Annotated in this window: 17 protein-coding genes and 2 pseudogenes; 11 read left to right on the top strand and 8 right to left on the bottom strand. The window is 75.1% G+C overall.

The window, feature by feature from the left end; genetic code table 11:
* Positions 1-354: 354 nt before the first annotated feature.
* Entirely contained in the window at positions 355-711 is a 357-nt protein-coding gene (locus AB0D28_RS18845; RefSeq protein ID WP_357387331.1) for a hypothetical protein, read from the top strand.
* Here the strand turns inward: AB0D28_RS18845 and AB0D28_RS18840 are convergent.
* Positions 708-1,565: an MBL fold metallo-hydrolase gene (locus AB0D28_RS18840; RefSeq protein ID WP_357387329.1), complete on the bottom strand. Its 858-nt coding sequence runs from the start codon at positions 1,563-1,565 to the stop codon at positions 708-710. The genes AB0D28_RS18845 and AB0D28_RS18840 overlap by 4 nt on opposite strands.
* A gap of 205 nt (positions 1,566-1,770) precedes the next feature.
* Between AB0D28_RS18840 and AB0D28_RS18835 the strand changes: the two are divergent.
* Positions 1,771-2,007 (top strand): annotated as a pseudogene (locus AB0D28_RS18835) (rRNA adenine N-6-methyltransferase family protein); the annotation flags it as partial.
* A gap of 101 nt (positions 2,008-2,108) precedes the next feature.
* On the opposite strand, the gene AB0D28_RS18830 reads toward AB0D28_RS18835, so the two are convergent.
* On the bottom strand, positions 2,109-2,579 hold the full coding sequence (locus tag AB0D28_RS18830; protein ID WP_357387327.1) for a DUF1992 domain-containing protein: 471 nt from the start codon (positions 2,577-2,579) through the stop codon (positions 2,109-2,111).
* Between the two features lie 131 nt (positions 2,580-2,710).
* On the opposite strand from AB0D28_RS18830, the gene AB0D28_RS18825 reads away from it, so the two are divergent.
* Complete coding sequence (locus tag AB0D28_RS18825) at positions 2,711-3,121, top strand: DUF1232 domain-containing protein (protein ID WP_357387325.1); 411 nt, start codon at positions 2,711-2,713, stop codon at positions 3,119-3,121.
* 12 nt (positions 3,122-3,133) lie between these two features.
* Here the strand turns inward: AB0D28_RS18825 and AB0D28_RS18820 are convergent, their stop codons facing one another.
* Positions 3,134-3,670 (bottom strand): GNAT family N-acetyltransferase, encoded by a 537-nt coding sequence (locus AB0D28_RS18820; protein WP_357387323.1) that lies wholly within the window; start codon positions 3,668-3,670, stop codon positions 3,134-3,136.
* A 173-nt stretch (positions 3,671-3,843) separates the two neighbouring features.
* Between AB0D28_RS18820 and AB0D28_RS18815 the strand changes: the two genes are divergently transcribed.
* Entirely contained in the window at positions 3,844-4,494 is a 651-nt protein-coding gene (locus tag AB0D28_RS18815) for a LysE family translocator (RefSeq protein ID WP_357387321.1), read from the top strand.
* Positions 4,495-4,528: 34 nt separating this feature from the next.
* Here AB0D28_RS18815 and AB0D28_RS18810 read toward each other — a convergent pair whose 3' ends face one another.
* Entirely contained in the window at positions 4,529-6,538 is a 2,010-nt protein-coding gene (locus tag AB0D28_RS18810) for a beta-galactosidase (RefSeq protein ID WP_357387319.1), read from the bottom strand.
* A 115-nt stretch (positions 6,539-6,653) separates the two neighbouring features.
* Here AB0D28_RS18810 and AB0D28_RS18805 point away from each other — a divergent pair, with 115 nt between their 5' ends.
* The 5 genes from AB0D28_RS18805 to AB0D28_RS18785 all read left to right on the top strand — a co-directional run bounded on the left by AB0D28_RS18805 (position 6,654) and on the right by AB0D28_RS18785 (position 16,096).
* Entirely contained in the window at positions 6,654-9,017 is a 2,364-nt protein-coding gene (locus AB0D28_RS18805; protein ID WP_357387317.1) for a TIM-barrel domain-containing protein, read from the top strand.
* A 48-nt stretch (positions 9,018-9,065) separates the two neighbouring features.
* On the top strand, positions 9,066-10,262 hold the full coding sequence (locus tag AB0D28_RS18800) for an ROK family transcriptional regulator (RefSeq protein WP_357387315.1): 1,197 nt from the start codon (positions 9,066-9,068) through the stop codon (positions 10,260-10,262).
* Positions 10,263-10,503: 241 nt separating this feature from the next.
* A complete protein-coding gene (locus tag AB0D28_RS18795; protein WP_357387313.1) occupies positions 10,504-12,912 on the top strand; it encodes a glycoside hydrolase family 3 C-terminal domain-containing protein in 2,409 nt (802 codons plus the stop codon).
* Entirely contained in the window at positions 12,909-13,922 is a 1,014-nt protein-coding gene (locus AB0D28_RS18790; RefSeq protein ID WP_357387311.1) for a LacI family DNA-binding transcriptional regulator, read from the top strand. Before AB0D28_RS18795 ends, AB0D28_RS18790 begins: the two co-directional genes overlap by 4 nt.
* Positions 13,919-16,096: a glycoside hydrolase family 95 protein gene (locus tag AB0D28_RS18785; protein ID WP_357387309.1), complete on the top strand. Its 2,178-nt coding sequence runs from the start codon at positions 13,919-13,921 to the stop codon at positions 16,094-16,096. The genes AB0D28_RS18790 and AB0D28_RS18785 overlap by 4 nt, the downstream gene beginning before the upstream one ends.
* Here the strand turns inward: AB0D28_RS18785 and AB0D28_RS18780 are convergent.
* Genes AB0D28_RS18780 through AB0D28_RS18765 form a run of 4 tightly spaced genes read right to left on the bottom strand, consistent with a single transcriptional unit; the run spans position 16,093 to position 19,508 of the window.
* A complete protein-coding gene (locus tag AB0D28_RS18780) occupies positions 16,093-16,602 on the bottom strand; it encodes an NUDIX domain-containing protein (RefSeq protein ID WP_357387307.1) in 510 nt (169 codons plus the stop codon). The two genes, AB0D28_RS18785 and AB0D28_RS18780, sit on opposite strands and share 4 nt — an antisense overlap.
* 9 nt (positions 16,603-16,611) lie before the next feature.
* Positions 16,612-17,487: an SDR family NAD(P)-dependent oxidoreductase gene (locus tag AB0D28_RS18775; RefSeq protein ID WP_357387305.1), complete on the bottom strand. Its 876-nt coding sequence runs from the start codon at positions 17,485-17,487 to the stop codon at positions 16,612-16,614.
* Entirely contained in the window at positions 17,484-18,791 is a 1,308-nt protein-coding gene (locus AB0D28_RS18770; protein ID WP_357387303.1) for an NAD(P)-binding domain-containing protein, read from the bottom strand. Before AB0D28_RS18770 ends, AB0D28_RS18775 begins: the two co-directional genes overlap by 4 nt.
* A gap of 54 nt (positions 18,792-18,845) precedes the next feature.
* Positions 18,846-19,508 (bottom strand): TetR/AcrR family transcriptional regulator, encoded by a 663-nt coding sequence (locus AB0D28_RS18765; protein ID WP_357387301.1) that lies wholly within the window; start codon positions 19,506-19,508, stop codon positions 18,846-18,848.
* Between the two features lie 73 nt (positions 19,509-19,581).
* Here AB0D28_RS18765 and AB0D28_RS18760 point away from each other — a divergent pair, with 73 nt between their 5' ends.
* Entirely contained in the window at positions 19,582-20,934 is a 1,353-nt protein-coding gene (locus AB0D28_RS18760; RefSeq protein ID WP_357387299.1) for an MFS transporter, read from the top strand.
* A gap of 12 nt (positions 20,935-20,946) precedes the next feature.
* A pseudogene (locus AB0D28_RS18755) lies at positions 20,947-21,271 on the top strand (hypothetical protein); the annotation flags it as partial.

The raw sequence follows: 21,271 nt of genomic DNA, 5'->3' as shown, positions 1-21,271 counted from the left end.
GGTGCAGTGATGTTTTGCACCCTTTGTCGGACCCATTTATTGGATTGCTATTACCGATAATGTGTTAATCAGGTTCGGCGCGGGGTTCCCTCGGCGCCGAGGTTTGGGCAGGATCGAGGCATGCGAGCCGCGAGCCGGAGATGGGGGCACCTCGTCCTGATCCCCTGTCTGCTGCTCGCGACGATCGGTTGCACCAGTGAGGACGATTCGGAGCGACCTGAACCTGCCGGCTCCGACTCCACCTCCCCCGGCGCGCCGGCCGCGACGCTGCCACCGATGCCTGAGGGCGGACAGCGCCTGCGGTGCGCCGATGCGGTTGCCACGACTCCGGCTCCGGGTGAGGGGTACCGGGTCGTGGCCGACGCCGTGGCGGTGCCGTCGACTGTGGTGCGACCCGACGACTCATCCGACGCACGAGGGCCGACGCGTCTCTTCGCCAAATGGGGCCTGTACGTGCGCGCCGGAACAGCAGTGGAAATACAGGTGGCGCCCGGCTGGGCGGATCGCGCCCGCATCGGGTGGGGCCCGGGTGCCGTCCCGGCGACCACGGTGCAGGTCGGGGCGTGCCCGGCCGCTTCGGCCACGTGGTCGGTCTACACCGGCGGCACCTGGGTGGCGGGCCCGGCGTGCGTGCCGCTGGTGATCCGCTCCCAGGGACGGCAGGTCGAGGTGCGTCTCGCGATAGGCGCCGCGTGTGATGACAGCACCTAGCGTACGAACGGCCTGACGACCTCGAAGGGCTCCGGGAACCGTACGGCGATGCCGCTCTCCCGGCTCTTGCCGTCGAGAAACGCCCTGGCCACGGCGAACCTGTCGAAGAACCCTGGCAGCGGCCGCAGCCCGCGGTCCAGGGAGACGAAGAAGTCGTCCCAGTGGATCGGCACGATCAGGGCGGGCCGGGTCGCGTCCACCACGTGCCGCCAGTAGTCGTCCCGGAACCGTTCGGACTGCACACCCAGCGCGCCGATCGCGAGGTGGAGGACGTCGACGTCGAGCCCGTCGAACGCGTGCGGGACGAAGTTGGCGCTCGGGTGGATCAGCAGCGAGCCGTCGGGGTGGGTGATGAGGAAGGAGAAGCATCCGCCGTCGCGGTACCTGCTCGCCCGGACCGGCGGGACGAGCGGCTTCTCGATCGTGCCGGGGAACCTGTTGCCCGGGCTGTGGAGGCCGCCGAATACGCGCACGGTGAACGCGCCGACGCGGTACTCGTCGCCGTCGGCGATCCGGGTCATCGACTGTTCGCCGAGGCCCGCGCCGCGTCCCACGTTCAGCGTCGACTCGGAGCCGAACAGCCTGCCGCCGAGGTGCTTGACGACAGCGGGGGCGTCCATGACGTGGTCGTAGTGGGAGTGGGAGACGAAGAGCGCGTCGAGGCGGGACACGCCGGCCCGGGAGAGCGCGGCGGTGATCCGCCCGAGGTCGGGAGCCACGCGTCCAAGCGCGACGCGCAGCAGAGAGGGTCTGCTCAGGAAGCCGTCGATCAGGATGCCCGAGGTCCCGTCGGACACGTGGACTGTCGACGTGCCGAAGAAGGTGGACTCGACCGACGCTCCACTGGAGCCCATTCGCACATGGTAGTGCCGTCGCTACGGCGAATACCATGCCGCGGTGATCAAGAACCAGCCGGAACCTCCGGCCGACCCGGAACAGTTCCGGGCGCACGCGGCGAACCTGGAAGCCGTAGGCGCTGGAGACGAGCATCGGTGAGCTCTCGCGCAGTGTGGACGGTTAGCCCGGCGCGATGATCGCCGTCGTCGATAGGGTGACCGGATGGACGAAGACGCACGACGCCGGCACTCGTCGTCGTTCGGCGCGGCGGCGACCGCGTACGCCGAACACCGTCCGGACTACGCGCGCGCCGCCGTGCGGTGGGCGCTCGAACCCGCGCCCGGTACGCGGGTGCTCGACCTCGGCGCGGGCACCGGCAAGCTCACCATGACGCTGGCCGAGGTGAGCGGCGACGTGACGGCGGTCGAGCCGGACGAGGCGATGCTGGCCGAGCTGCGACCCGGCGCCGGTGCTGCTGTGGCTGACCGGACGCGCACCGCTCGGCCACCGGCCACGGCGTACCGCGTGGACCTGGCAGGCAGCGCGCCCCTGAGCGCGTGTCAGCGGCGCCACCAGCGCCAACGGAGGCGCGGGCGGGTCCGGGCGGCGTGCGGCGGCGCGGGCGCCGTGACGAGCGGCGTGACGCGTTCCCGGTCGGCACGCCAGCGGCGCACCGCCTCCTCGACGTTCACCGGGCGGACGACCACGCGTGGCCCGGTCGGGGTACGCAGCCAGGCCACCACCTCGGTGTTGAGCGCCGCCACGTACGACCGGACGGCCTCCTCGGTGGGCAGGTCGCGCAGCTCGGCCGGAAGCTGTTCGATGCGGCGGCGCAGTTGCAGCGGGGTGGGCAGCAGCAGGTCGGACGGGATCTGCTCGCGCTCCATGAAGCTGCGGATCCACCAGCCCTCGTCGTAGGGCATGTCGCGCCCCGGGATCGGCTTGCCGGCGCCCGGCAGGTTGTCGAACTCGCCGCGCTCCTGGGCCGAGCGGATCTGCGCCTCGACCGCGGCCTCCCAGCCTGTCGTCACCGCCGTCACCTCCCGTACCCACGGTAGCCGCCACCGTCCGACAAGGTCAGCGTCGCGCGGCGCCGGGCTGTTCCCGGGCGCCGGGCGACGCCGCCGCGTAGCGTGCCACCGGGTACGAAAGGGGTGACGGCGTGCGGGAGTGGCTCATCGGCCTCGCTGTGGCGACGGCCTGCCTGGTCGTGAGCTGGGGGGTGCTGGTGCTGCTGGCCCGGCGTCTGCCGCCGGGGCTGCTGCGCGATCTGGCCGCGTTCGTGCCCGACTGCGTGACGGCGGTGCGGCGGCTGCGCCGCGACCCGCGCGTGCCCCGCCGCGCCCGGGTCGCGATTGTCGTCGCCGGACTCTGGGTGGCCAGCCCGATCGACCTGATCCCGGAGTTCCTGCCGGTGATCGGCCCGCTCGACGACATCGTGGTGGTGGCGCTCGCGCTGCGCTACGCCGCCCGGCAGGTGCCCCGGCAGGTGCTGCTCGACGCGTGGCCGGGTGAACCGCGTCTGCTGCTGCGCCTGCTCGGCCCGGCCGCTGCCGCCCGAACCGACAGGTGAGCGCCGCCGGCGTCAGGGCCGGTGGCGGACGTGGCGGTGGCCGTCGCGCGGGTACGGCGGGCGGGCCGGCAGCACCTCGGCGAAGGCGTACCCGCTCTTCTCCGCCACCCGGCAGGAGGCCTCGTTGTCGACCTGGTGCAGCAGCTCCAGGTGGGTCAGCCCGGTGGCGGCGAACCGGGCGAACGCCCACGCGGTGACCGCCTCCACCGCTCGTGGCGCGACGCCCCGGCCGCGTGCCGGCGCGGCCGTCCAGTAGCCGACCTCGGCGGCCGGGCGGCCCGGGCGGACGTCCTTGAGCACCACGCAGGCCACCACCCGGTCCTCCTCCAGCACCGCGAACATGAACCGGTGCCCGGCGGCCCAGCCCTGGTGGCTGCGGCGCAGGAACACCCGCGCCTGCGCCGGCCCGGTCACCGGATGGCTCGTCCAGGCGCGCAGCACCGGATCCCGGTACGCCTCGATCAGCGCGTCGGCGTCACCGTCGCGCCACGGGCGCAGCAGCAGACCGGGCGCGGTCGAAGTGGCCGGCGCGGACAGCACGATCGACATGCGACAAGTATGTCCACCGCCCCCGTCCCGCGCGGTCCCCGAACGCCCGCGCCCGCCATCGCCCCGGCCTGGCCCCGGCTCCCGGCCCCCGGCCCGGGGCGGGACGGGGCGGGACGGTGGGCGTCGGAGGGTGGGCGTAGGGTCCGGTTCACTGGCGGCAACGGGGAGGCGACATGGTGACTGTCGGCGCGGTCATGGGAATCGCCCTGGTGGCGCTCGGTCTGGTGCTCACGCCCGGGCCGAACATGGTCTACCTGGTGTCCCGGTCGGTGACGCAGGGGCGGCGGGCCGGGCTGGTGTCGCTGCTCGGCGTGGCCGCCGGGTTCCTGGTCTACCTGGCCGCCGCGGTGGCCGGCATCGCGACGGTGTTCGTGCTGGTGCCGCCGCTGTACACGGCGGTGAAGCTGGCCGGTGCGGCGTACCTGCTGTGGCTGGCCTGGCGGACGCTACGCCCGGGCGGCACGTCGGCGTTCACCCCGGCGCCGTTGCCGCCGGACCGGCCCCGGCGCCTGTTCACCATGGGCCTGGTCACCAACCTGCTCAACCCGAAGATCGCCATCCTGTACGTGTCGCTGCTGCCGCAGTTCGTCGACCCTTCGCGCGGGCACGTGGCGGTGCAGAGTCTGCTGCTCGGCCTGACGCAGATCGTGGTCGCGCTGACCGTGAACGCGCTCATCGTGCTCAGTGCGGGCTCGGTGTCGGCGTTCCTCACCCGCAGGCCGGGCTGGGCGCGTCTCCAGCGGTGGGTGATGGGCACCGTGCTGGCGGCGCTCGCGGTGCGGATCGCCGCCGACCGCTCCCGCGCCGCCGTCGCCACTCCCTGACGGGGGTACGCGCGCGCACACCGCCGGGGCGGCGTCACGACGGCTCCTCGCGCACCACCGCCACGCCACCCGGTGCCACAGTCAACGCGCTCCCGACCGCCTCGCCGGTCAGCATCTCGACCCCCGCTGCCGGCACCCGCTGCGGTTCGTCGGTGTGGTTGAGCAGGTAGAGCAGGCTTCCGTCGCCGTCGTGGCGGCGTACCGCCTCGACGCCCGGCGGTGCGCCGGGACAGGTGGGGACGGCACCGGCGAGCCGGGCCGCCTCGGTGAGCAGCCGCCGGTAGGTGTCGTCGTCGGGGCGGGTGGAGACGTACCAGGCGTACGCGTCTCCGACCCGGTGCCGGGTGATCGCGGGCCGGCCGTCCAGCACTCCCCCGGCGTACGCGCTGACCGTCTCCGCACCGGCCGGGTGCACCGTCTCGGACCAGATCCGGCCGGTCCCGCCGCCGGTCAGCGGCACCCGCTCCCCGTCGGCGAGGGGGTGGAACTCCTCCACCCGCACGCCGAGCAGGTCCCGGTACGCGCCCGGGTAGCCGCCGAGGCGTACCCGGGCGTGCTCGTCGGCGACACCGCTGAGCCAGGTCACCAGCAGGTGCCCACCGGCGTCGACGTGCCGGCGTACCCAGTCGACAGTGGCGTCCGAGGCGAGGTAGAGGGCGGGAAGCACGAGCAGCCGGCAACCGTCGAGCGGGGTGCCCGGCGGCACCACGTCTGCGGTGACGCCCGCGTGCCACAGCGCCCGGTGCGCGGCGGCCGCCTCGCCGCAGTGGTCGAGTCCGGCGCGGGGCATCCCCGGGTGCCGCAGCGCCCAGTCGCTCGCCGCGTCGTACCCGATGGCCACCGTCGCCTCGACGCGGCCCGGCGCGGTCCCGGTGAGCCGGCCCAGCGCGGCGCCGAGCGCGGTGGCCTCCCGGAACACGCGGGTGTCCGCCCCGGCGTGCGACACCACGGCGGAGTGGAAGCGTTCCGCGCCGCCGGCCGGGGCACGCCACTGGAAGAACATCACCCCGGCGGAGCCGCGCGCGACGTGGGCGAGGCTGTGCCGGGTCATCCGGCCGGGCTCCTTGGTGTGCATCCGCCCGGCGGTGTGGAGCTGGTTGGGGGCACTCTCCATCAGCAGCCACGGCGCGGGCTTCCCGGCGCCGTGGCGGGCCCAGCCGCGGGCCAGGTCGGCGGCGAACGCGGTCTGCTCCTCCGCGCCCCTGCCGGTCGCCGACGGGTAGTGGTCGACGGCGACCAGGTCCACCTCGCGCGCCCAACGGGCGTGGTCGACAGGCACCCAGTCGCCGAGCACGTAGTTGGTGGTGATCGGCACCTGCGGGTTCGCCGCGCGCAGCAGGTCCCGCTGCTCGGTGTACGCGGACAGCAGCGTGTCGGACCAGAAGCGGCGGAAGTCGAGCAGCTGGCCGGGGTTGGCGAGGTACTGGGTGGCGCGGGGCGCGCCGACCTGCGCCCAGTCGGAGTAGTGCTGGCTCCAGAAGCTGGTGGCCCAGGCGTCGTTCAGCGCGTCGAGGTCGCCGTGGCGGGTGGTGAGCCAGCGGCGGAACGCCGCCTCGGCGTGCGGGCAGTGGCAGGTGGTGCCGTACTCGTTGTGCGCGTGCCACAGCGCCAGCGCCGGGTGGTGTGCGTAGCGCGCGGCCAGCACCTCGGTGATGTTCCGGGCCGCGTCGCGGTACGCGGGCGCGGCGGCGCAGTAGGTGTCCCGGCTGCCGTGGGTCAGCCGTACGCCGTCGGCGGTGACGGGCAGCGCGTCCGGGTGGCGCAGCGAGAACCACGGTGGCGGCGACGCGGTGGGGGTGGCAAGCGCGGCCCGGATGCCGCCCGCGTGCAGCAGGTCCAGCACGCGGTCGAGCCAGCCGAGCGTGTAGCGGCCGGGTTCGGGTTCCAGCCGGGACCAGGCGAACACGCCGACGGTGACCAGGTTGACTCCGGCGGCGCGCATCAGGGCGACGTCCTCGCGCCACACCCCGGGCGGCCACTGCTCCGGGTTCCAGTCCCCGCCGTAGCAGAGCCGGCCGTCGCCCCACAGCGCTTTAGTTGGCATCCCGGCCAAAATAGGAACAGGTGCGACGGAAAGTCAATGCCGTCGATCATTGACAGTTAGTTGGGATTCCAAAGAAACTGGCGGGACCGCCCGTGGACGCCGCGAGGAGACGCCCATGCCGTACCGCCCGCCGCTGGTCCCGTACGAGACGTTCGTGGCCGACCCGCCCGACCTGCCGGTCCGCGCCCCCGGCGAGGAGGGCGCCGACGACGTGCTGCGGGCCGAGGTAGCCGCCACCGACGCGCATGGCGTCACGCTCACCGCGACCTGCACGTCCGGCCGCACGCTCGTCGCGCGCGTCGAGGCCGCCGGGGACGGGATCATCCGGGTACGCCTCGCCGACGACCTCTCGGTCCGCAGCCGCTCCGCCGCGGCGCTGACGATGGTCCACCCGCAGCCGCACCCGGCCACCGTGACAGTCGACGGTGACCGGGTGCGAGTGAGCGCCGGCGGCGTGGTCGCCGAGCTGCGCCTGGACCCGTGGGAACTGCGGTTCCGCACTCCCGACGGGCGGCTGCTGCTCGCCTCCGACGGCGGCACCCGGGACATCAGCGGCCGGCGCCGCACGCTGCCGCTGGGCCGCTCCACAGTCGACGGTGAGCCGGTCGCCTGGCACGAGAGCTTCGTCGCGCCCGGCGACGAACGGTTCGTCGGCTTCGGCGAGAAGTTCACGCCGCTGGACAAGCGCGGCCAGCGCCCGCTGATGTGGAACTTCGACGCCTTCGGCGGGGAGTCCGACCGCTCGCACAAGAACGTCCCCTTCTACCTGTCCGACCGCGGCTACGGCGTCCTGGTCGACAGCGGGCTGCCGGTGCAGTTCGACATGTGCGCCAGCACCCACAGCACCGTGCAGATCCTCGTCCCGGACGACCTGCTCGACTACTACGTGCTGGCCGGGCCCACCCCGGCCCAGGTGCTCGACCGGCTGGACACGCTCACCGGGCGGCCGTACCTGCCGCCGAGGTGGGCGTTCGGCGCGTGGATCTCCTCCGGCTTCTTCCCGGACAGCCAGCAGCGGGTGCTGAAACGTGCCCGGCGCCTCCGCGAGCGGGACATCCCCTGCGACGTGCTGCACCTGGACTGCTACTGGCAGGTCGCCGGGCACTGGTCGGACCTGCGCTGGGATGCCGACGCCTTCCCCGACCCGGACGGCATGCTCAAGGACCTCACCGAGCAGGGCTTCCGGGTGTGCCTGTGGATGAACCCGTACCTGATGACCGGCAGCCCGCTCTACGCCGAGGCCGAGGCCGCCGGGTACTTCCTGCGCCGCCCCGACGGCGAGACGTACGTCGCCGACACCTGGCACGGCAGCTACCCGGCCGGGGCCATCGTGGACCTCACCAACCCGGCCGCGGTGCGCTGGTTCCAGGGGCTGCTGCGGCCCCTGCTGGCCCAGGGCGTCGCGGTGTTCAAGACCGACTTCGCCGAGGGTGTGCCGGCCGACGCGGTGGCACACAACGGCCTGACCGGCGTCGAACTGCACAACGTGTACGCGCTGCTGTACAACGACGCGGTGGCCGATGTCACCGAGGAGGTCGCCGGGCACCGCGCGGTGTGGGCGCGCTCGTCGTACCTGGGCGGGCAGCGGCACAGCGCGCAGTGGAGCGGCGACGTCAACGCCACCTGGCCCGGTATGGCCAGCACGCTGCGTGGCGGCCTGTCCCACGGGCTGTCCGGGGTGCCGTTCTGGAGCCACGACACCGGCGGCTTCAACGGCACCCCCGAGCCGGACCTCTACGTGCGCTGGACCCAGTTCGGCGCGCTCTCCCCGCTGGTGCGGCTGCACGGCACCACCAGCCGGCTGCCGTGGGAGTTCCCGCCCGAGGCGGAACGGCACGCGGTGGACGCGCTGCGGTTGCGCTACCGGCTGCTGCCGTACCTCTGGTCGGCCGCGGTGGCGAGCGCCCGTACCGGCGGTCCGATGATGCGGGCGCTGCTCGTCGACACCCCGGACGACCCTGTCGCGTGGGCCACCGACCTCCAGTACCGCCTCGGGCCCGACCTGCTGGTGGCGCCGGTGCTCGACCCGTCCGGCGAGCGCGCCGTCTACCTGCCGGCCGGCGACGACTGGCTCGACGCGTACACCGGGCAGCAGCACCCCGGCGGACGGCACCTGCGGGTGAGCGTGCCGCTGGACCGGCTGCCACTGTACGTGCGGCACGGCGCGCTGGTCCCCGTGGTGGCGCCCGCCGCGACGGTCGGGACGGGCCCGTTCCGGGACGTCACGCTCGTGGCCTGGGGCGGCGTCGACGGCGTGAGCGTGGTGCGGGACCCCGACGGCGACACCACAGTCACCGCCGTGCGCGACGGCGACACGCTGCGCGTACGCGTGGAGGGGCCGCTGGACGTGCGGCGCGTCAGCGTGGTCGGGACGGACCCGCCGCGCCGGGTCGTGCTCGACGGCGAACCGGTGCCGCTGACACCGTTCGCGCAGTGGTTCGGCGGCGGGGACCGGCCGGCCGGGATCTCCCCTATTTAGTTTAAGCTGTAGCCGAACCCACGGCCGGGCGCAGGAGGCGGGCAGTACGTGATCAGCATCGACCGGCCGACGGCCGACCTCGGCGACGTGCGGGTGACCAACCGGGCCGCCGTGCTCCGGCACGTCCGCCGGCACGCCCCCTGCTCCCGGGCGGATGTGGCCGCGCGGACCGGCCTGAACAAGGCGACCGTCTCCAGCCTGGTCGCCGAGCTGATCGAGCACGGCCTGCTGCGCGAGACCGGGCTGACCGAGAACCGGGTGGGCCGCCCGGCCACCATGCTCGTCCTCGACGGCGCGCGTTACGTCGGGCTCGGCCTGCGCGTGGGCGCGGACGAACTGGTGGCGGTCGCCGCCGGACTCGGTGGCGACCCGGTGCTCACCTGGCGGCGCGCGTTCCCCGCCGCCACCGCCGCTCCCGAGGAGACGGTGAAGGCGCTCGCCGCGCTGGCCCGGCGTGCCGTCACCCGGGTCGGGGCGGACCGTACGGTGCTCGGCCTGACAGTCGCCGTACCAGGGCTGGTGGACCCCGACGGCGACGTGCCGGCCGCCCCGGCGCTGGGCTGGCGCGGCGTGCCGCTGGCCGCGTCGGTCCGCCGCGCGCTGCGTGATCCCGGCTTCCCCGTCGCCGTCGACACCGAGGCCAACCTGGCCGTGCTGGCCGAGCGGCGGCACGGCCCGTACGCCGCCACGACCGACCTGGTCCACCTCACCGGCGGCCCGGCGATCGGCGCGGGCCTGATCAGCGGCGGCCGGCTGTTGCGCGGCGGCCGGGGCTTCGCCGGGGACATCGGCCACCTGCCACTGGCCGCCGACGGCCCGCCGTGTGACTGCGGACGGCGCGGCTGCCTCACCGCGCTGCTCGGCGTGGACGCGGTGATCGGCCGTCTGCTGCCGGACGCCGGGCGGGTCACCGACCATCTGCCGGAGATCGAACGTGTCCAGGCCCTGGCCCGCGCCGGGGACGAGCCGGTACGCACCGGGCTCACCGAGATCGGCAGGCTGCTCGGGCAGGCGGCGTCGGTGCTGGCCGGGCTGCTCGACCCGGAGGTGGTGGTGGTCGGCGGCCACCTGGCGGCGCTCGCGCCGTGGCTGCTGCCCGCCGCCCACGCCGAGATCGCGTCCCGCGCACCGGTCCCGCCCGGCGTGCGGCTGGAGGCCAGCACGCTCGGGTCCGCTGCGGGTGCGCTGGGCGGGGCCACCGCCGCGCTGGCCGGGGTGGAGGCGGGGCGGCTGCCCGCCGGATGACCTCTTGACCGCACCGGCCGGAAGGTGTCAACCTCGGTAGCGCCGCGTTCCGGGACCGGGCAATCCCGAAGCGGCGTGTTTTTCGGCGGTTGTCGAAGCGCTTCACCACCGCTCCGGGCCGACCCCGCCGACCGGCCACCACCACCCTTGACTCGCGTGCGCGCCGCCGTCCCACCGGCTCGATCGTCGAAGCGCTTCGACGGTCGAGCGGCGACCCGTACGCCGACCGGAGGCGCCCACCATGACCGACCCCGTCCCCCACCGTCTCGACGACCTGCTGGCCCGGCTCACGCTGCCGGAGAAGCTCGGCCTGCTGCACCAGTGGCAGGCGCCGGTGCCCCGGCTCGGCCTGCGCCCGTTCCGCACCGGCACCGAGGCGCTGCACGGCGTCGCGTGGCTCGGCACCGCCACCGTCTTCCCCCAGGCGATCGGCCTGGCCGCGAGCTGGAACCCGGACCTCATCCGGGCGGTCGGCGCCGCCGTCGGCGACGAGGTGCGGGTCAAGCACCGGGCCGACCCGGACCGCGTCGGGCTCAACGTGTGGGCGCCGGTGGTCAACCCGCTGCGCGACCCCCGCTGGGGACGCAACGAGGAGGGCTGGTCCGAGGACCCGTGGCTGACCGGCCGGCTCGCCACCGCGTACGGCCTCGGGTTGCGCGGCGACCACCCGATCCGGCTGCGTACCGCGCCGACCCTCAAGCACTTCCTCGGCTACAACAACGAGACCGACCGGGCCACCACCTCCAGCGACCTGCCGCCGCGGGTACTGCACGAGTACGAGCTGCCCGCCTTCCGCGCCCCCCTCGCCGCCGGCGCGGCGGTGGCAGTGATGGCGTCGTACAACCTGGTCGACGGCGTACCGGCGCACCTGAGCCCGCTGATCGAGGGCGAGCTGCGCGGCTACGCCAACGACGACATCATGGTGGTCGGCGACGCCGGAGCCGTCGGCAACATCGCCGGAGTGCAGGAGTACCTGCCCGACCACGTAGCGGGCTTCGCCGCCGCGCTGCGCGCCGGCATCGACAGCTTCACCGAGGACGACGAGGACAGCGCCCCCACAGTGGACCGGCTCGGCGAGGCGCTGGCACGCGGTCTGATCGAGCCCGCCCACGTGGACCGGGCGGTGCGCCGGATCCTGTCCGTGCGGCTGCGCCTGGGCGACCTGGACCCCGACCCCCACGACGACGTGCCGCCCGACACGCTCGACAGCCTCGCCCACCGGGAACTCGCCCGCGAGGCCGCCCGCCAGTCGGTGGTGCTGCTGCGCAACGACGGCCTGCTGCCGCTGCGCCCCGGCACCCGGGTCGCGGTGCTCGGCCCGCTCGCCGACTCCGTGCTCACCGACTGGTACAGCGGCACCCCGCCGTACGCGATCAGCGCCTACGCCGGGCTGCTCGGGCGCCTGCCCGAGGTGACCACCCACCCCGGCACGGACCGGATCACGCTGCACGCCGGCGACCGGGCGGTACGCCACGACGAGGGTGGCGCGCTGACGCTCGGCGGCACGGCGGCCGAGTTCGACGTGGTCGACTGGGGACAGGACGTGGTGGCGCTGCGCGCCGTGGACACCGGCCGGTACGTCGGCGCCGACGACGCCGGGGCGCTCGTCGCCGACCGCGACGGACCCGGTGGCTGGGTGGTCCGCGAGACGTTCCGCCTGCACCACCGGCCCGACGGCACCGCGCTGCTGCACCACCTTGCCACCGGCCGGCACGTCGCCGTCGACCCGCACGGACGGCTGAGCGTCGCCACCGGCGACCCGGCCGCGTTCACGGTGACGCTGCTCGCGGACGGGGCCGCAGCCGCCGCCGCGCTCGCCGCCGCAGCCGACGTGGCGGTGGTGGTGCTCGGCAACCACCCGATGGTCAACGGCCGGGAGACCGAGGACCGCGCCGACCTGGCGCTGCCCACCGGTCAGGCGGAGCTGTTGCGGGCGGTGCACGCCGCGAACCCGCGTACCGTGCTGGCGCTGACCAGCAGCTACCCGTACGCGGCCGGCTGGGCGCAGGAGCACCTGCCGGCCGTGCTGTGGAGCGCCCACGGCGGTCAGGAACACGGCAACGGGCTCGCCGACGTGCTGCTCGGCGCCGCCGACCCGGGCGGGCGGCTCACCCAGACCTGGTACGCCGACGCCGCCGAACTGCCCGACCTGCTCGACTACGACGTCATCGGCGCCGACGCCACGTACCTCTACCACCGGGGCGACCCGCTGTACCCGTTCGGCCACGGGCTCAGCTACGCCGAGTTCGACTACGCTGACCTCCGGTTGAGCACCGCCACGGCGCGCGCCGGCGAGGAGGTGGAGGTGAGCGTCGAGGTCACCAACACGGGCCGCCGCCCGGGCACCGAGGTCGTGCAGCTCTACACCCGGCAGCGCCACTCCCGGGTCAAGCAGCCGCTGCGGCAGCTGCGCGACTTCGCCCGCGTCACGCTGGATCCGGGCTGCGCCACCCGGGTGACGCTGCGCGTGCGTACCGCCGACCTGGCCTGGTGGGACGAGACGCGCGCCGCGATGGTGGTGGAGGACGCCGTCCACTCGGTGCTGGTCGGCCGGTCCGCGCGCGACATCCGGCTCGTCGGCGCGCTCACCGTGACCGGCGGCGACGCGACAGCCGAACCGGCGGGGGCCAGCTTCGGGGCGGCCCGGTGACCGGCCGGAGCCCCGGTGAGCAGGTCACCATCGCCGACGTGGCCCGCCACGCCGGGGTGGCCGCCAGCACCGTGTCGTACGTGCTCAGCGGCAAACGCACCATCTCGGCCACCACCCGCGGCCGGGTGCTCGCCAGCGTCCGCGCACTCGGCTACCACCCGCACGCCGGGGCCCGCGCGCTGGCCAGCCGCAAGGCCAACGTGATCGCGCTGGTGCTGCCGCTGCGTACCGGCATGCAGGTGCCGGTGGTGATGCGCTTCGCCACCGCGGTGGTCACCACGGCCCGCCGCCACGACCACGACGTGCTGCTGGTCACCGCCGACGAGGGACCGGCCGGGCTGCACCGGATCGCCGGCAGCGCGCTCGTCGACGGCGTGCTGCTGATGGACGTCGAGCTGGAGGACTCCCGGGTGCCGCTGCTGCGCGAGCTGGCGCTACCCGGCGTCCTGATCGGGCATCCCGCCGACAGCACCGGGCTGGCCTGCGTGGACCTCGACTTCCGGCGCGCGGGCGAGCTGTGCGTGGAACACCTGGCCGCCGCCGGGCACCGGCGGATCGCGCTGCTCGGCGCCCCGGCGGCCGTCTACGACCGGGGCACCGGGTTCGCCCACCGCACCCGTGCCGGGGTACGCGCCGCGGCCGAGCGGCTTGGCGTCGACGCGGTGACCCGGCCCTGCGAGGAGGGGCCGGCCGCGGTACGCCGCGACCTGGAGGCGCTGCTCGCCGACCATCCGGACGTCACCGGGCTGGTGGTGCAGAACGAGTCGGCGGTCGGGCCGGTGCTCGCCACGCTGCCCCTGCTGGGCCGCCGGGTGCCCGGGGACACCTCGGTCGTCGCGATCTGCCCGGACGAGCTGGCCGAGCAATCAGGGCTCACCTGCGTACCGGTGCCCGCCGAGGAGGTCGGCCGGCAGGCGGTGGCGTTGCTGATGCGGCGGCTGAGCGGCGAGCCGGTGCCGGAGGTGACGCTGCTGGAACCGCACCTCACAGTGCGGGACACCAGCAGGTGACCGCGCACGGCATCCACGACACCGCGCCGGCCGCCGACTGGACCGACGCGTTCCTCACCGGAAACGGTGAGCTGGGGCTGATGGTCCACGGGCTGCCGCACGCGGAACGGATCGTGGTCAACCACCACCGGCTCGTCCTGCCCAACGGCAGCCGGCACGCCCGCGCGCCCGAGCTGGCCGGCCGGATGCCGCACATCCGCGCGCTCGTGCTCGCCGGGCGGCGGGCCGAGGCCGCCCGGCTGCTCACCGGCGGCCGGGATCTGGAGTGGACCCAGTCGTTCCACCCCGGGTACGCGCTCACCGTCGACGCCGTGCCCGGACCGGTACGCGACTACCGGCGCGACACCGACTTCACCACCGGGCAGGTGACAGTCGAGTGGTCGGGCGGGCGGCGGCGCTGCTTCGCCTCCCGCGCCGACGGCGTCGCCGTGCTGCACCTCGACCAGGGCGACTGCGTGGTGGGGGCGACGGGTGAACTGCCCGGCCGGCCGGCCGACGTGGTCTACGAGCACGCCGCGTACCGCCGTGACGGGCTGGTGTTCCTGCGGGTACGCGCCCGCTACCCGGACGCCGGCGGCGCGTACGGCTTCGAGGGGCTGACGCTGCTGCGCGGCGACGTGAGCGTCGACGGCGACCGGGTGCGGGTACGCGGACCGGCGCTGCTCACCACGCTCGTGGACCGGCCCGACGCGCCGCCCTGGCGTACCCGGGGATCGGAACGGCGACTCGCCGCGCTGGCCGGGGACTACGACGAACTGCTGGCCCGGCACGTGCCCCGCCACGCCGGACCGTACACCCGGGTCGGCCTGGACCTCGGCGTGCCCGCCGCCGACCGGGCGTTACCAGTCGGTGAGTTGCTGGCCCGGCAGGCCGCCGCGCCGGACCGGCTGGACCCGGCGCTGCTGGAACGGCTGTTCCACTCCGGCCGGTACCTGCTGTTCAGCGCCAGCGGGGTGCTGCCGCCCCGGCTGACCGGGCTGTGGCTGGGCTCCTGGGACGCGGCGTGGGCCGGCGACTTCACCACCGACGCGAACCTGAACCTGCAACTCGCCGGCGCGAACGTGGGCGCGTTGCCGGAGGTGAGCGCCGCGCACGCCCGGCTGGTCGCCGCCCAGGTGGACCACTGGCGCGCGAACGCCCGCGCCGTGTACGGGGCACGCGGGCTGCTGGCGCCCAGCCGCACCGACGGCGAGCACGGGCACCTGTTCCACGTCCACCCGGACTGGCCGTTCACCGCGTGGCTCGCGGGCGCGGACTGGCTGCTGCATCCGCTGCACGAACACCACCTGGTCACCGGTGAGCCGCTGGGCGAGGTGGCCGGCTGGCTGGCCGAGGTGGCGGACTTCTTCGCCGACGTGCTGACCGTCGTGGACGGCCGGCCGGCGCTGGTGCCGTCGTACTCGCCGGAGACCGGCCCCTACGACGACACCGGCCGCGTCGCGCCCGTCGCCGTCAACGCCACCATGGACGTCGCCGCCGCCCGGCACGCGCTGCGGCTGGCCGCCGAGGTGACCGGCGACGACAGGTGGGCCGGGGTACGGCCGCCCGGCTACCTGGTCGACGGGCGCGGCGCACTGGCCGAGTGGGCGTGGCCCGGCAGTGCCGGCGACGAGGACCACAGGCACGTCAGCCACCTGTATCCGGTGTGGCCGCTGGACGAGATCGATCCGGACGACACCCCGGAGCTGGCCGCCGCCGCGCACCGGGCGCTGACCTTACGCGGAGACGAGGACCGGTCCGCGCACGGCAGCCTGCACCGGGCCCTGGCGGCGGCACGGCTGCGCGACGGCGGGCTGGTAGCGGCGAACGTGCGCGAGATCGTCGGCGCGGACATGTTCTTCCGGTCGCTGATGAGCGCGCACAACCCGGGCCGGACCACGTACAACGCCGACGCCGCGCACGCGCTGCCGGCGGTGCTGATCGAGTCGCTGGTGCGGTCCCGTCCGGGGATGCTGCGGTTGCTGCCCGCGCCGCTGCCGGACCTGCCCGCCGGGACGCTACGCGGGATCACCTGCCGGGGCCGGGTCACCGTCGAGGAGCTGACCTGGGCGCCGGGCCGGGTCCGGGCGCGGCTGGTGTCGCCGGTTCCGCAGCGCGTGACCGTGTACGGCCCGAGCGGCCGTCACGCGGTCGATCTGGTTCCGGACCGGGCTTACGAGGTGGTGTTCGGCTAGATGTTGTCGGGCTGGCGCAGCGCCGGGTGGCGCTGCCCCGGCGCGGCGTACCAGGGCGGCGCGTCGTCGGTGAGCGCGGTGCCGATCCGCAGCCGGGACCAGTCGTCCAGGTCGGGCAGCGCGTCCGGGGCGAACCAGGCCACCGCCAGCGACTCGTCGCCGTCGGCCGTCGGCGCCCCGCCGACCGCACGGCAGCGGAACCAGATGTTGAGGTATTCGCAGGCGTCGCCGTTGGGGTAGACCACCGGGTGGGTGGCCACGCCGGCGAGCCGGTCGATGGCCACCCGCACGCCCGTCTCCTCGCGGACCTCGCGCACCAGCGCGTCGGCGGGCTGCTCACCCGGGTCCACGGTGCCGGCCGGGACCGACCAGCGGCCGTTGTCGCAGCGGCGGGCCAGCAGCACCCGTCCCGCGTCGTCGGTGACCACGCCGCTGACGCCGTACAGCATCAGCAGGTCGTGGCCGACGTGCCGGCGCAGCCGGGCGATGTAGGGCGAGACGGCCATACGAGCACGCTACCGGCGGTCCTGCCGGTGCCGCCGGACCATCCCCTCGGCCAGCGTCGCGCCGTCCAGGTCACCGGCGGCCAGCCGCCCGGCGACGGTACGGCGCACCATCCGGTCGGCCAGCGCCGGAGCGTGCCGGGCCAGCGCCAGTTCGATCCGGCCGCGCCGGGTGGTGGCCACGTCGCGTGGCGCGCGCCGGGCGGTGGCGGCGCGCAGGATCGCCGCGACGACCCCGTCGACCGGCTCCGGGCGGGAGACCCCGTTCAGCGACAGCCCGGCCGCCACAGTGCTGTCGTGGATCGGGGAGGCGACCATGCTGGGGTAGACGACGCTGACGCCGACGTGCGTGCCGACCTCGTGGCGCAGCGCGTCGGCGTACGCGACGAGCGCCCGCTTGCTCACCCCGTACGCGGCGGCCAGCGGCAGCGGCAGGACTGCCATCCGGCTGGCCACGAAGATCACCCGGCCGCGGGCGGCCTCCAGGGCCGGCATCGCGGCGGCTGTGGTCCGCCAGGCGGCGAGCAGGTTCACCTCGATCTGGCGGCGTACCACCTCGTCAGGTGGCAGCTCGGCGGGCGCGGGCCCGCCCACACCGGCGTTGTTGATGAGCAGGTCGAGCCCGCCGAGCCGGTCGACGGCCGCCGCCACGGCCGGTGGCGTCGCGGCCGGATCGGTCAGGTCGACGCCGAGCACCGGCGGGGTGGCGTCGGGGTCGGCGTGCAGGTCCAGCCCGACCACGTGGGCACCGGCGGCGGTCAGTGCCGCGCCCAGGTGCTGCCCGAACGTGCCCCGGGCGCCGGTGACAAGCACCCGCCGCCCGGCCAGCCCGCGCACCGCGCCGGTTCCGGTCCGCCGCGCCCCGGCGGCCGGGTCCCGGCCGCTCATCGGGCCGCTCCGGCGCGACGCCGACCGGCGGCCAGTTCCCGGCCCAGTTCGGCCAGGTAGACGTCGAAGTCGACGCGCATGTGCGGGCGGCGCTGGCCCCACCGGGCGGTGGCGGCGCGCAGCTCGTCGCGGCAGGCGGCGGCCTGGCGGGCCGGATCCGGTGGCGCCCAGGTGCCGGCCAGGCGCGCGGCCACCAGCCGGGCCTGCGCCTCGACCAGGGGGAACGCCGCGCCGGTGGACTGCATGAGCCCGACGAACGCCAGCCCGGGGGCGTCCAGGTGGAACACGTGCCGGTACAGCGGCAGCCGGTCCGCGCCGTCGCCGAGCAGCGCCGGGTCGAGGAACGGCACCTCGACCCGGTAGCCGGTGCACCAGATCACCAGGTCGACCTCGTCGTGGCGGCCGTCGGTGAACTCGGCCCGGTGGCCGTCGAGGCGGGCGATGCCGGGCCGGGCCTGGATGTCGCCGTGGGTCAGCCGGGACAGCAGCGCGTCGGACAGCGTCGGGTGGTCCTGGAGGAAGCCGTGCGCCGGTGCGGGCAGCCCGTACCTGCTGGGCGGACCGACCGCCGTGGTGATCATGGTCTGGCTGATCCGCTGCCGCAGCCGCCACGGCAGCCGCCGGGCCAGTGCGCCGTTGAGCGTGTCCGAGGGGCGGCCGAGCAGGTACTTCGGCACCACCCACACGCCCCGGCGCAGCGACAGCAGTGTGCGTTCGGCGGCGTACGAGGCGTCGACGGCGATGTCCATGGCGGAGTTGCCGCCGCCGACCACGAGCACCCGGCGTCCGGCGAGCTGTTCGGGCCCCCGGTAGTCGTGGCTGTGCATCTGCTCGGCGGTGCACTCGCCCGGGTACGGCTCGGGTCGCTTCGGCACCCGATTGTGCCCGTTGGCGACCACCACCGCCTCGACGTCGACCTCGACCGGGCCGTCCGGCCCGGTGGCACGTACCCGCCAGCCGTCTCCGGTGCGGGTGACCCGGTCGACTGTGTGCCGCAGCCGTACCGCCTCGCGCAGCCCGAACCGGTCGGCGTAGTCGCCGAGGTAGCCCGCGATCCGGGTGTGGTCGGGGTAGTCCGGCCAGTCGGCGGGCATCGGGTGGTCGGCGAACTCGGTACGCCCCTTGCTGGTGTTCAGGTGCAGCGTGCGGTACGCGGGCGAGCCGGGCGACCCGTACACCCAGAGGCCGCCGAGCGTGTCCGCGGCCTCGAACGCCACCGCCGGGACACCCGCGTCGGCGAGCGCCTTGAGCGTGGCCAGTCCGGCGGCCCCGGCGCCGACGACAGCGACCCTCGGTGTGGCCATGCCCGCCTCCTTAATCCAACGACCGATGGATAATCTCCGGAGCGCGGGCCGGCGTCAAGCCCGGGTGCCGTCCGGGCCGCCCTGGTACAGCGCGTCGAGGAACCGGTGCACGAACGCCCGGAACTCGCGCCGCTCCCGCGCGCCGGACCCGGCCCCGGCGGCCAGCGTCACCACGTGCCCGTGCACCGCCCAGACCAGGGACCGCACCGTCACGTGCGGGGTCGGCTCGGTCAGCGCGCCCGCCTCGGCCGCGGCCAGCAGCAGCTCCTCGACCAGCCCGTACAGCGGCGCGGCGTAGCGGCGGTCCAGTTCGCCGTGCCGCTGCGGCTCCAGCCAGCGGCGCAGCCACAGCGCGGTGGTCTCCGGCCGGTCCTCCAGGAAGTCGACGAACACGTCCACCAGGTCGTGCAGCGCCCGCAGCGCGTCCTGCGGGCCCGCTGCCAGGGCCGCCCGGGCGCGCTCCCCGGCCGCCTCGATCACCTCCCGTTCGGCGCTGAACACCCGGGCGAAGCAGGCGTCGTAGAGCTGCGCCTTGGTGCCGGTGTGGTGCGCGACGGTGGCCGCGTCCACGCCCGCGGCGGCGGCGACGTCGCGGACGCTCACCGCGTCGAAGCCCCGCTCGGCGAACAACGCGGTGGCGGCGGCGAGCACCAGGTCACGGGTCGGCCGCTGGTCGTCGCGGCGGGGCCGGCCCGGACGGCGGCGAGGCGTGGTCATCCGGCCATTGTTCCCCCTACAATCCAGCAACCGTTGGATTGGGGCAGGCGTGCCCCGAGGACAGGAGACCGCCATGACCGGGCTGGATCAGCGCTCCGACGCGGTCACCCTGCCGCGCGGCCCGCTCGTCGGGTTCGCCACCGGCTCGCTCGGCATGGGCGTCTGGGTCACCGTGCCCGGCCTGCTGCTGCTCTACTTCCTGACCGACGTGCTGGCGGTCGCGCCGTGGCTCGCCGGGCTCACCCTGCTGCTGCCGAAGATCGCCGACGTGCTGCTGCACCCGTGGATCGGGCACCGCTGCGACGTCGAGCAGGCCCGCCGGGGACACCGGCGCCGGCTGCTGCTGGCCGGCTGCGTGCTGCCGCTGGCGTTCGCCGCGCTGTTCGCGGTGCCCGGCGGCCTCACCGGCGCCGCCGCCGCGGGCTGGGTGGCGGTCTTCTTCGTCGCCGGCAACCTGCTGTTCGCCGCCTACCAGGTGCCCTACCTGGCGACCCCGGCGGACCTGCGGATCGGCTACCACGAGCGGACCCGGCTGATGGCGTTCCGGATGGTGGTGCTGACCCTCGGCATCCTCGTCTCCGGGCTCCTCGCGCCGCTGCTGGCCGGTGGCGACGACGCCACCCGGGACGGGTACCTGCTGATGGGCGTGGTGCTGGCGGCCGGGATGCTCGCCGCGATGCTGGTGGGCGTCGCCGGGATCGGCCGGTTGCGCCGTACCGCCGCCGACGCGGTCCCGCCGCACGGCCCGGGCGGGTGGCGGGCACTGGCCGCGAGCCTGCGGGACCGGCAGTTCCGCTGGCTGGTCGGCGCGTACCTGGCCATGTCCACCACCACCCACCTGGTGCTCGCCGGGGTGCCCTACTACGCCGAGTACGAGCTGGGCCGCCCCGGCCTCACCACGGTGCTGGTGGCCGCGTTCGTCGCGCCGGCACTGCTGGTCACCCCGGGCTGGCTGGCGGTGGCGCGGCGGATCGGCAAGCAACGTGCCCTGCTCGCCGGGCAGGCCGCGTTCGCCGCCGGGTCGCTGGTGCTGGCGATCGGCCGTCCGGCCGGGCTGCCGGTGCTGGTGGCCGCCGTGGCGGTGCTCGGGGTGGCGTTCGCCGGCATGCAGCTGCTGCCGTTCTCGATGCTGCCCGACGTGATCCGCGCGGCCGGCGGCACCGAGCGGGCCGGCACGTACACCGGGGTGTGGACCGCCACCGAGGCCACCGGCGCGGCGCTGGGCCCCTACGCGTACGCGTTGTGCCTGGCCGCCGGCGGATTCGTGGCCTCGACCGCCGGGCAGAGCGTGACCCAGTCCCCGGCCGCGCTGGACGCGCTGCGCTACGGCTTCGGGCTGCTGCCCGCCGTCGTGATGGTGGTGGCGGTGCTGCTGCAACGCCGCTACACCCTCGACGGCGCGGCCCGCGCGGACGCCGCCGGATAGACTTCGCCCCCGATGGACGCCGAGCCCGCCACCGACATCCGACCCTGTGCCCACTGCGGACGCGACGTGCCGCAACGTGTCGGCGCGGGCCGTCCGTTCCGCTACTGCCGGGACAACGACGGCGCCTGCCAGCGGGCCGCCCGCAACTCGCGGATGCGCCACCGCAACTCCCCCGGCCTGCCCGGTCAGGTGGCGCGCACCTGGGAGGCGGTGGACCGGCTCGACCAGATCGTGGAGACGCTCACCGAGGCGCTGCACGCCGAACTGTCCCCGGCCGGTGTGGAACGGCAGCTCGCCGAACTGCGCGCGGAGACCGCCACGCAGGTGGCCGCCGCGC

The organism is Micromonospora sp. NPDC048169 (assembly GCF_040652815.1).
Taxonomy (GTDB): domain Bacteria; phylum Actinomycetota; class Actinomycetes; order Mycobacteriales; family Micromonosporaceae; genus Micromonospora.
Note: the sequence above shows the minus strand (reverse complement) of the source record. Positions and strands in the feature narration are given on the sequence as shown.

Bases quoted from the DNA above. Each gene is read 5' to 3' on its own strand.
- AB0D28_RS18760 (WP_357387299.1), top strand. From the start codon at position 19,582: ATGACCGGGCTGGATCAGCGCTCCGACGCGGTCACCCTGCCGCGCGGC.
- AB0D28_RS18765 (WP_357387301.1), bottom strand. From the start codon at position 19,508: ATGACCACGCCTCGCCGCCGTCCGGGCCGGCCCCGCCGCGACGACCAG.
- AB0D28_RS18805 (WP_357387317.1), top strand. From the start codon at position 6,654: ATGCCGTACCGCCCGCCGCTGGTCCCGTACGAGACGTTCGTGGCCGAC.
- AB0D28_RS18840 (WP_357387329.1), bottom strand. From the start codon at position 1,565: ATGGGCTCCAGTGGAGCGTCGGTCGAGTCCACCTTCTTCGGCACGTCG.
- AB0D28_RS18810 (WP_357387319.1), bottom strand. From the start codon at position 6,538: ATGCCAACTAAAGCGCTGTGGGGCGACGGCCGGCTCTGCTACGGCGGG.
- AB0D28_RS18770 (WP_357387303.1), bottom strand. From the start codon at position 18,791: ATGGCCACACCGAGGGTCGCTGTCGTCGGCGCCGGGGCCGCCGGACTG.
- AB0D28_RS18815 (WP_357387321.1), top strand. From the start codon at position 3,844: ATGGTGACTGTCGGCGCGGTCATGGGAATCGCCCTGGTGGCGCTCGGT.
- AB0D28_RS18795 (WP_357387313.1), top strand. From the start codon at position 10,504: ATGACCGACCCCGTCCCCCACCGTCTCGACGACCTGCTGGCCCGGCTC.
- AB0D28_RS18780 (WP_357387307.1), bottom strand. From the start codon at position 16,602: ATGGCCGTCTCGCCCTACATCGCCCGGCTGCGCCGGCACGTCGGCCAC.
- AB0D28_RS18775 (WP_357387305.1), bottom strand. From the start codon at position 17,487: ATGAGCGGCCGGGACCCGGCCGCCGGGGCGCGGCGGACCGGAACCGGC.
- AB0D28_RS18820 (WP_357387323.1), bottom strand. From the start codon at position 3,670: ATGTCGATCGTGCTGTCCGCGCCGGCCACTTCGACCGCGCCCGGTCTG.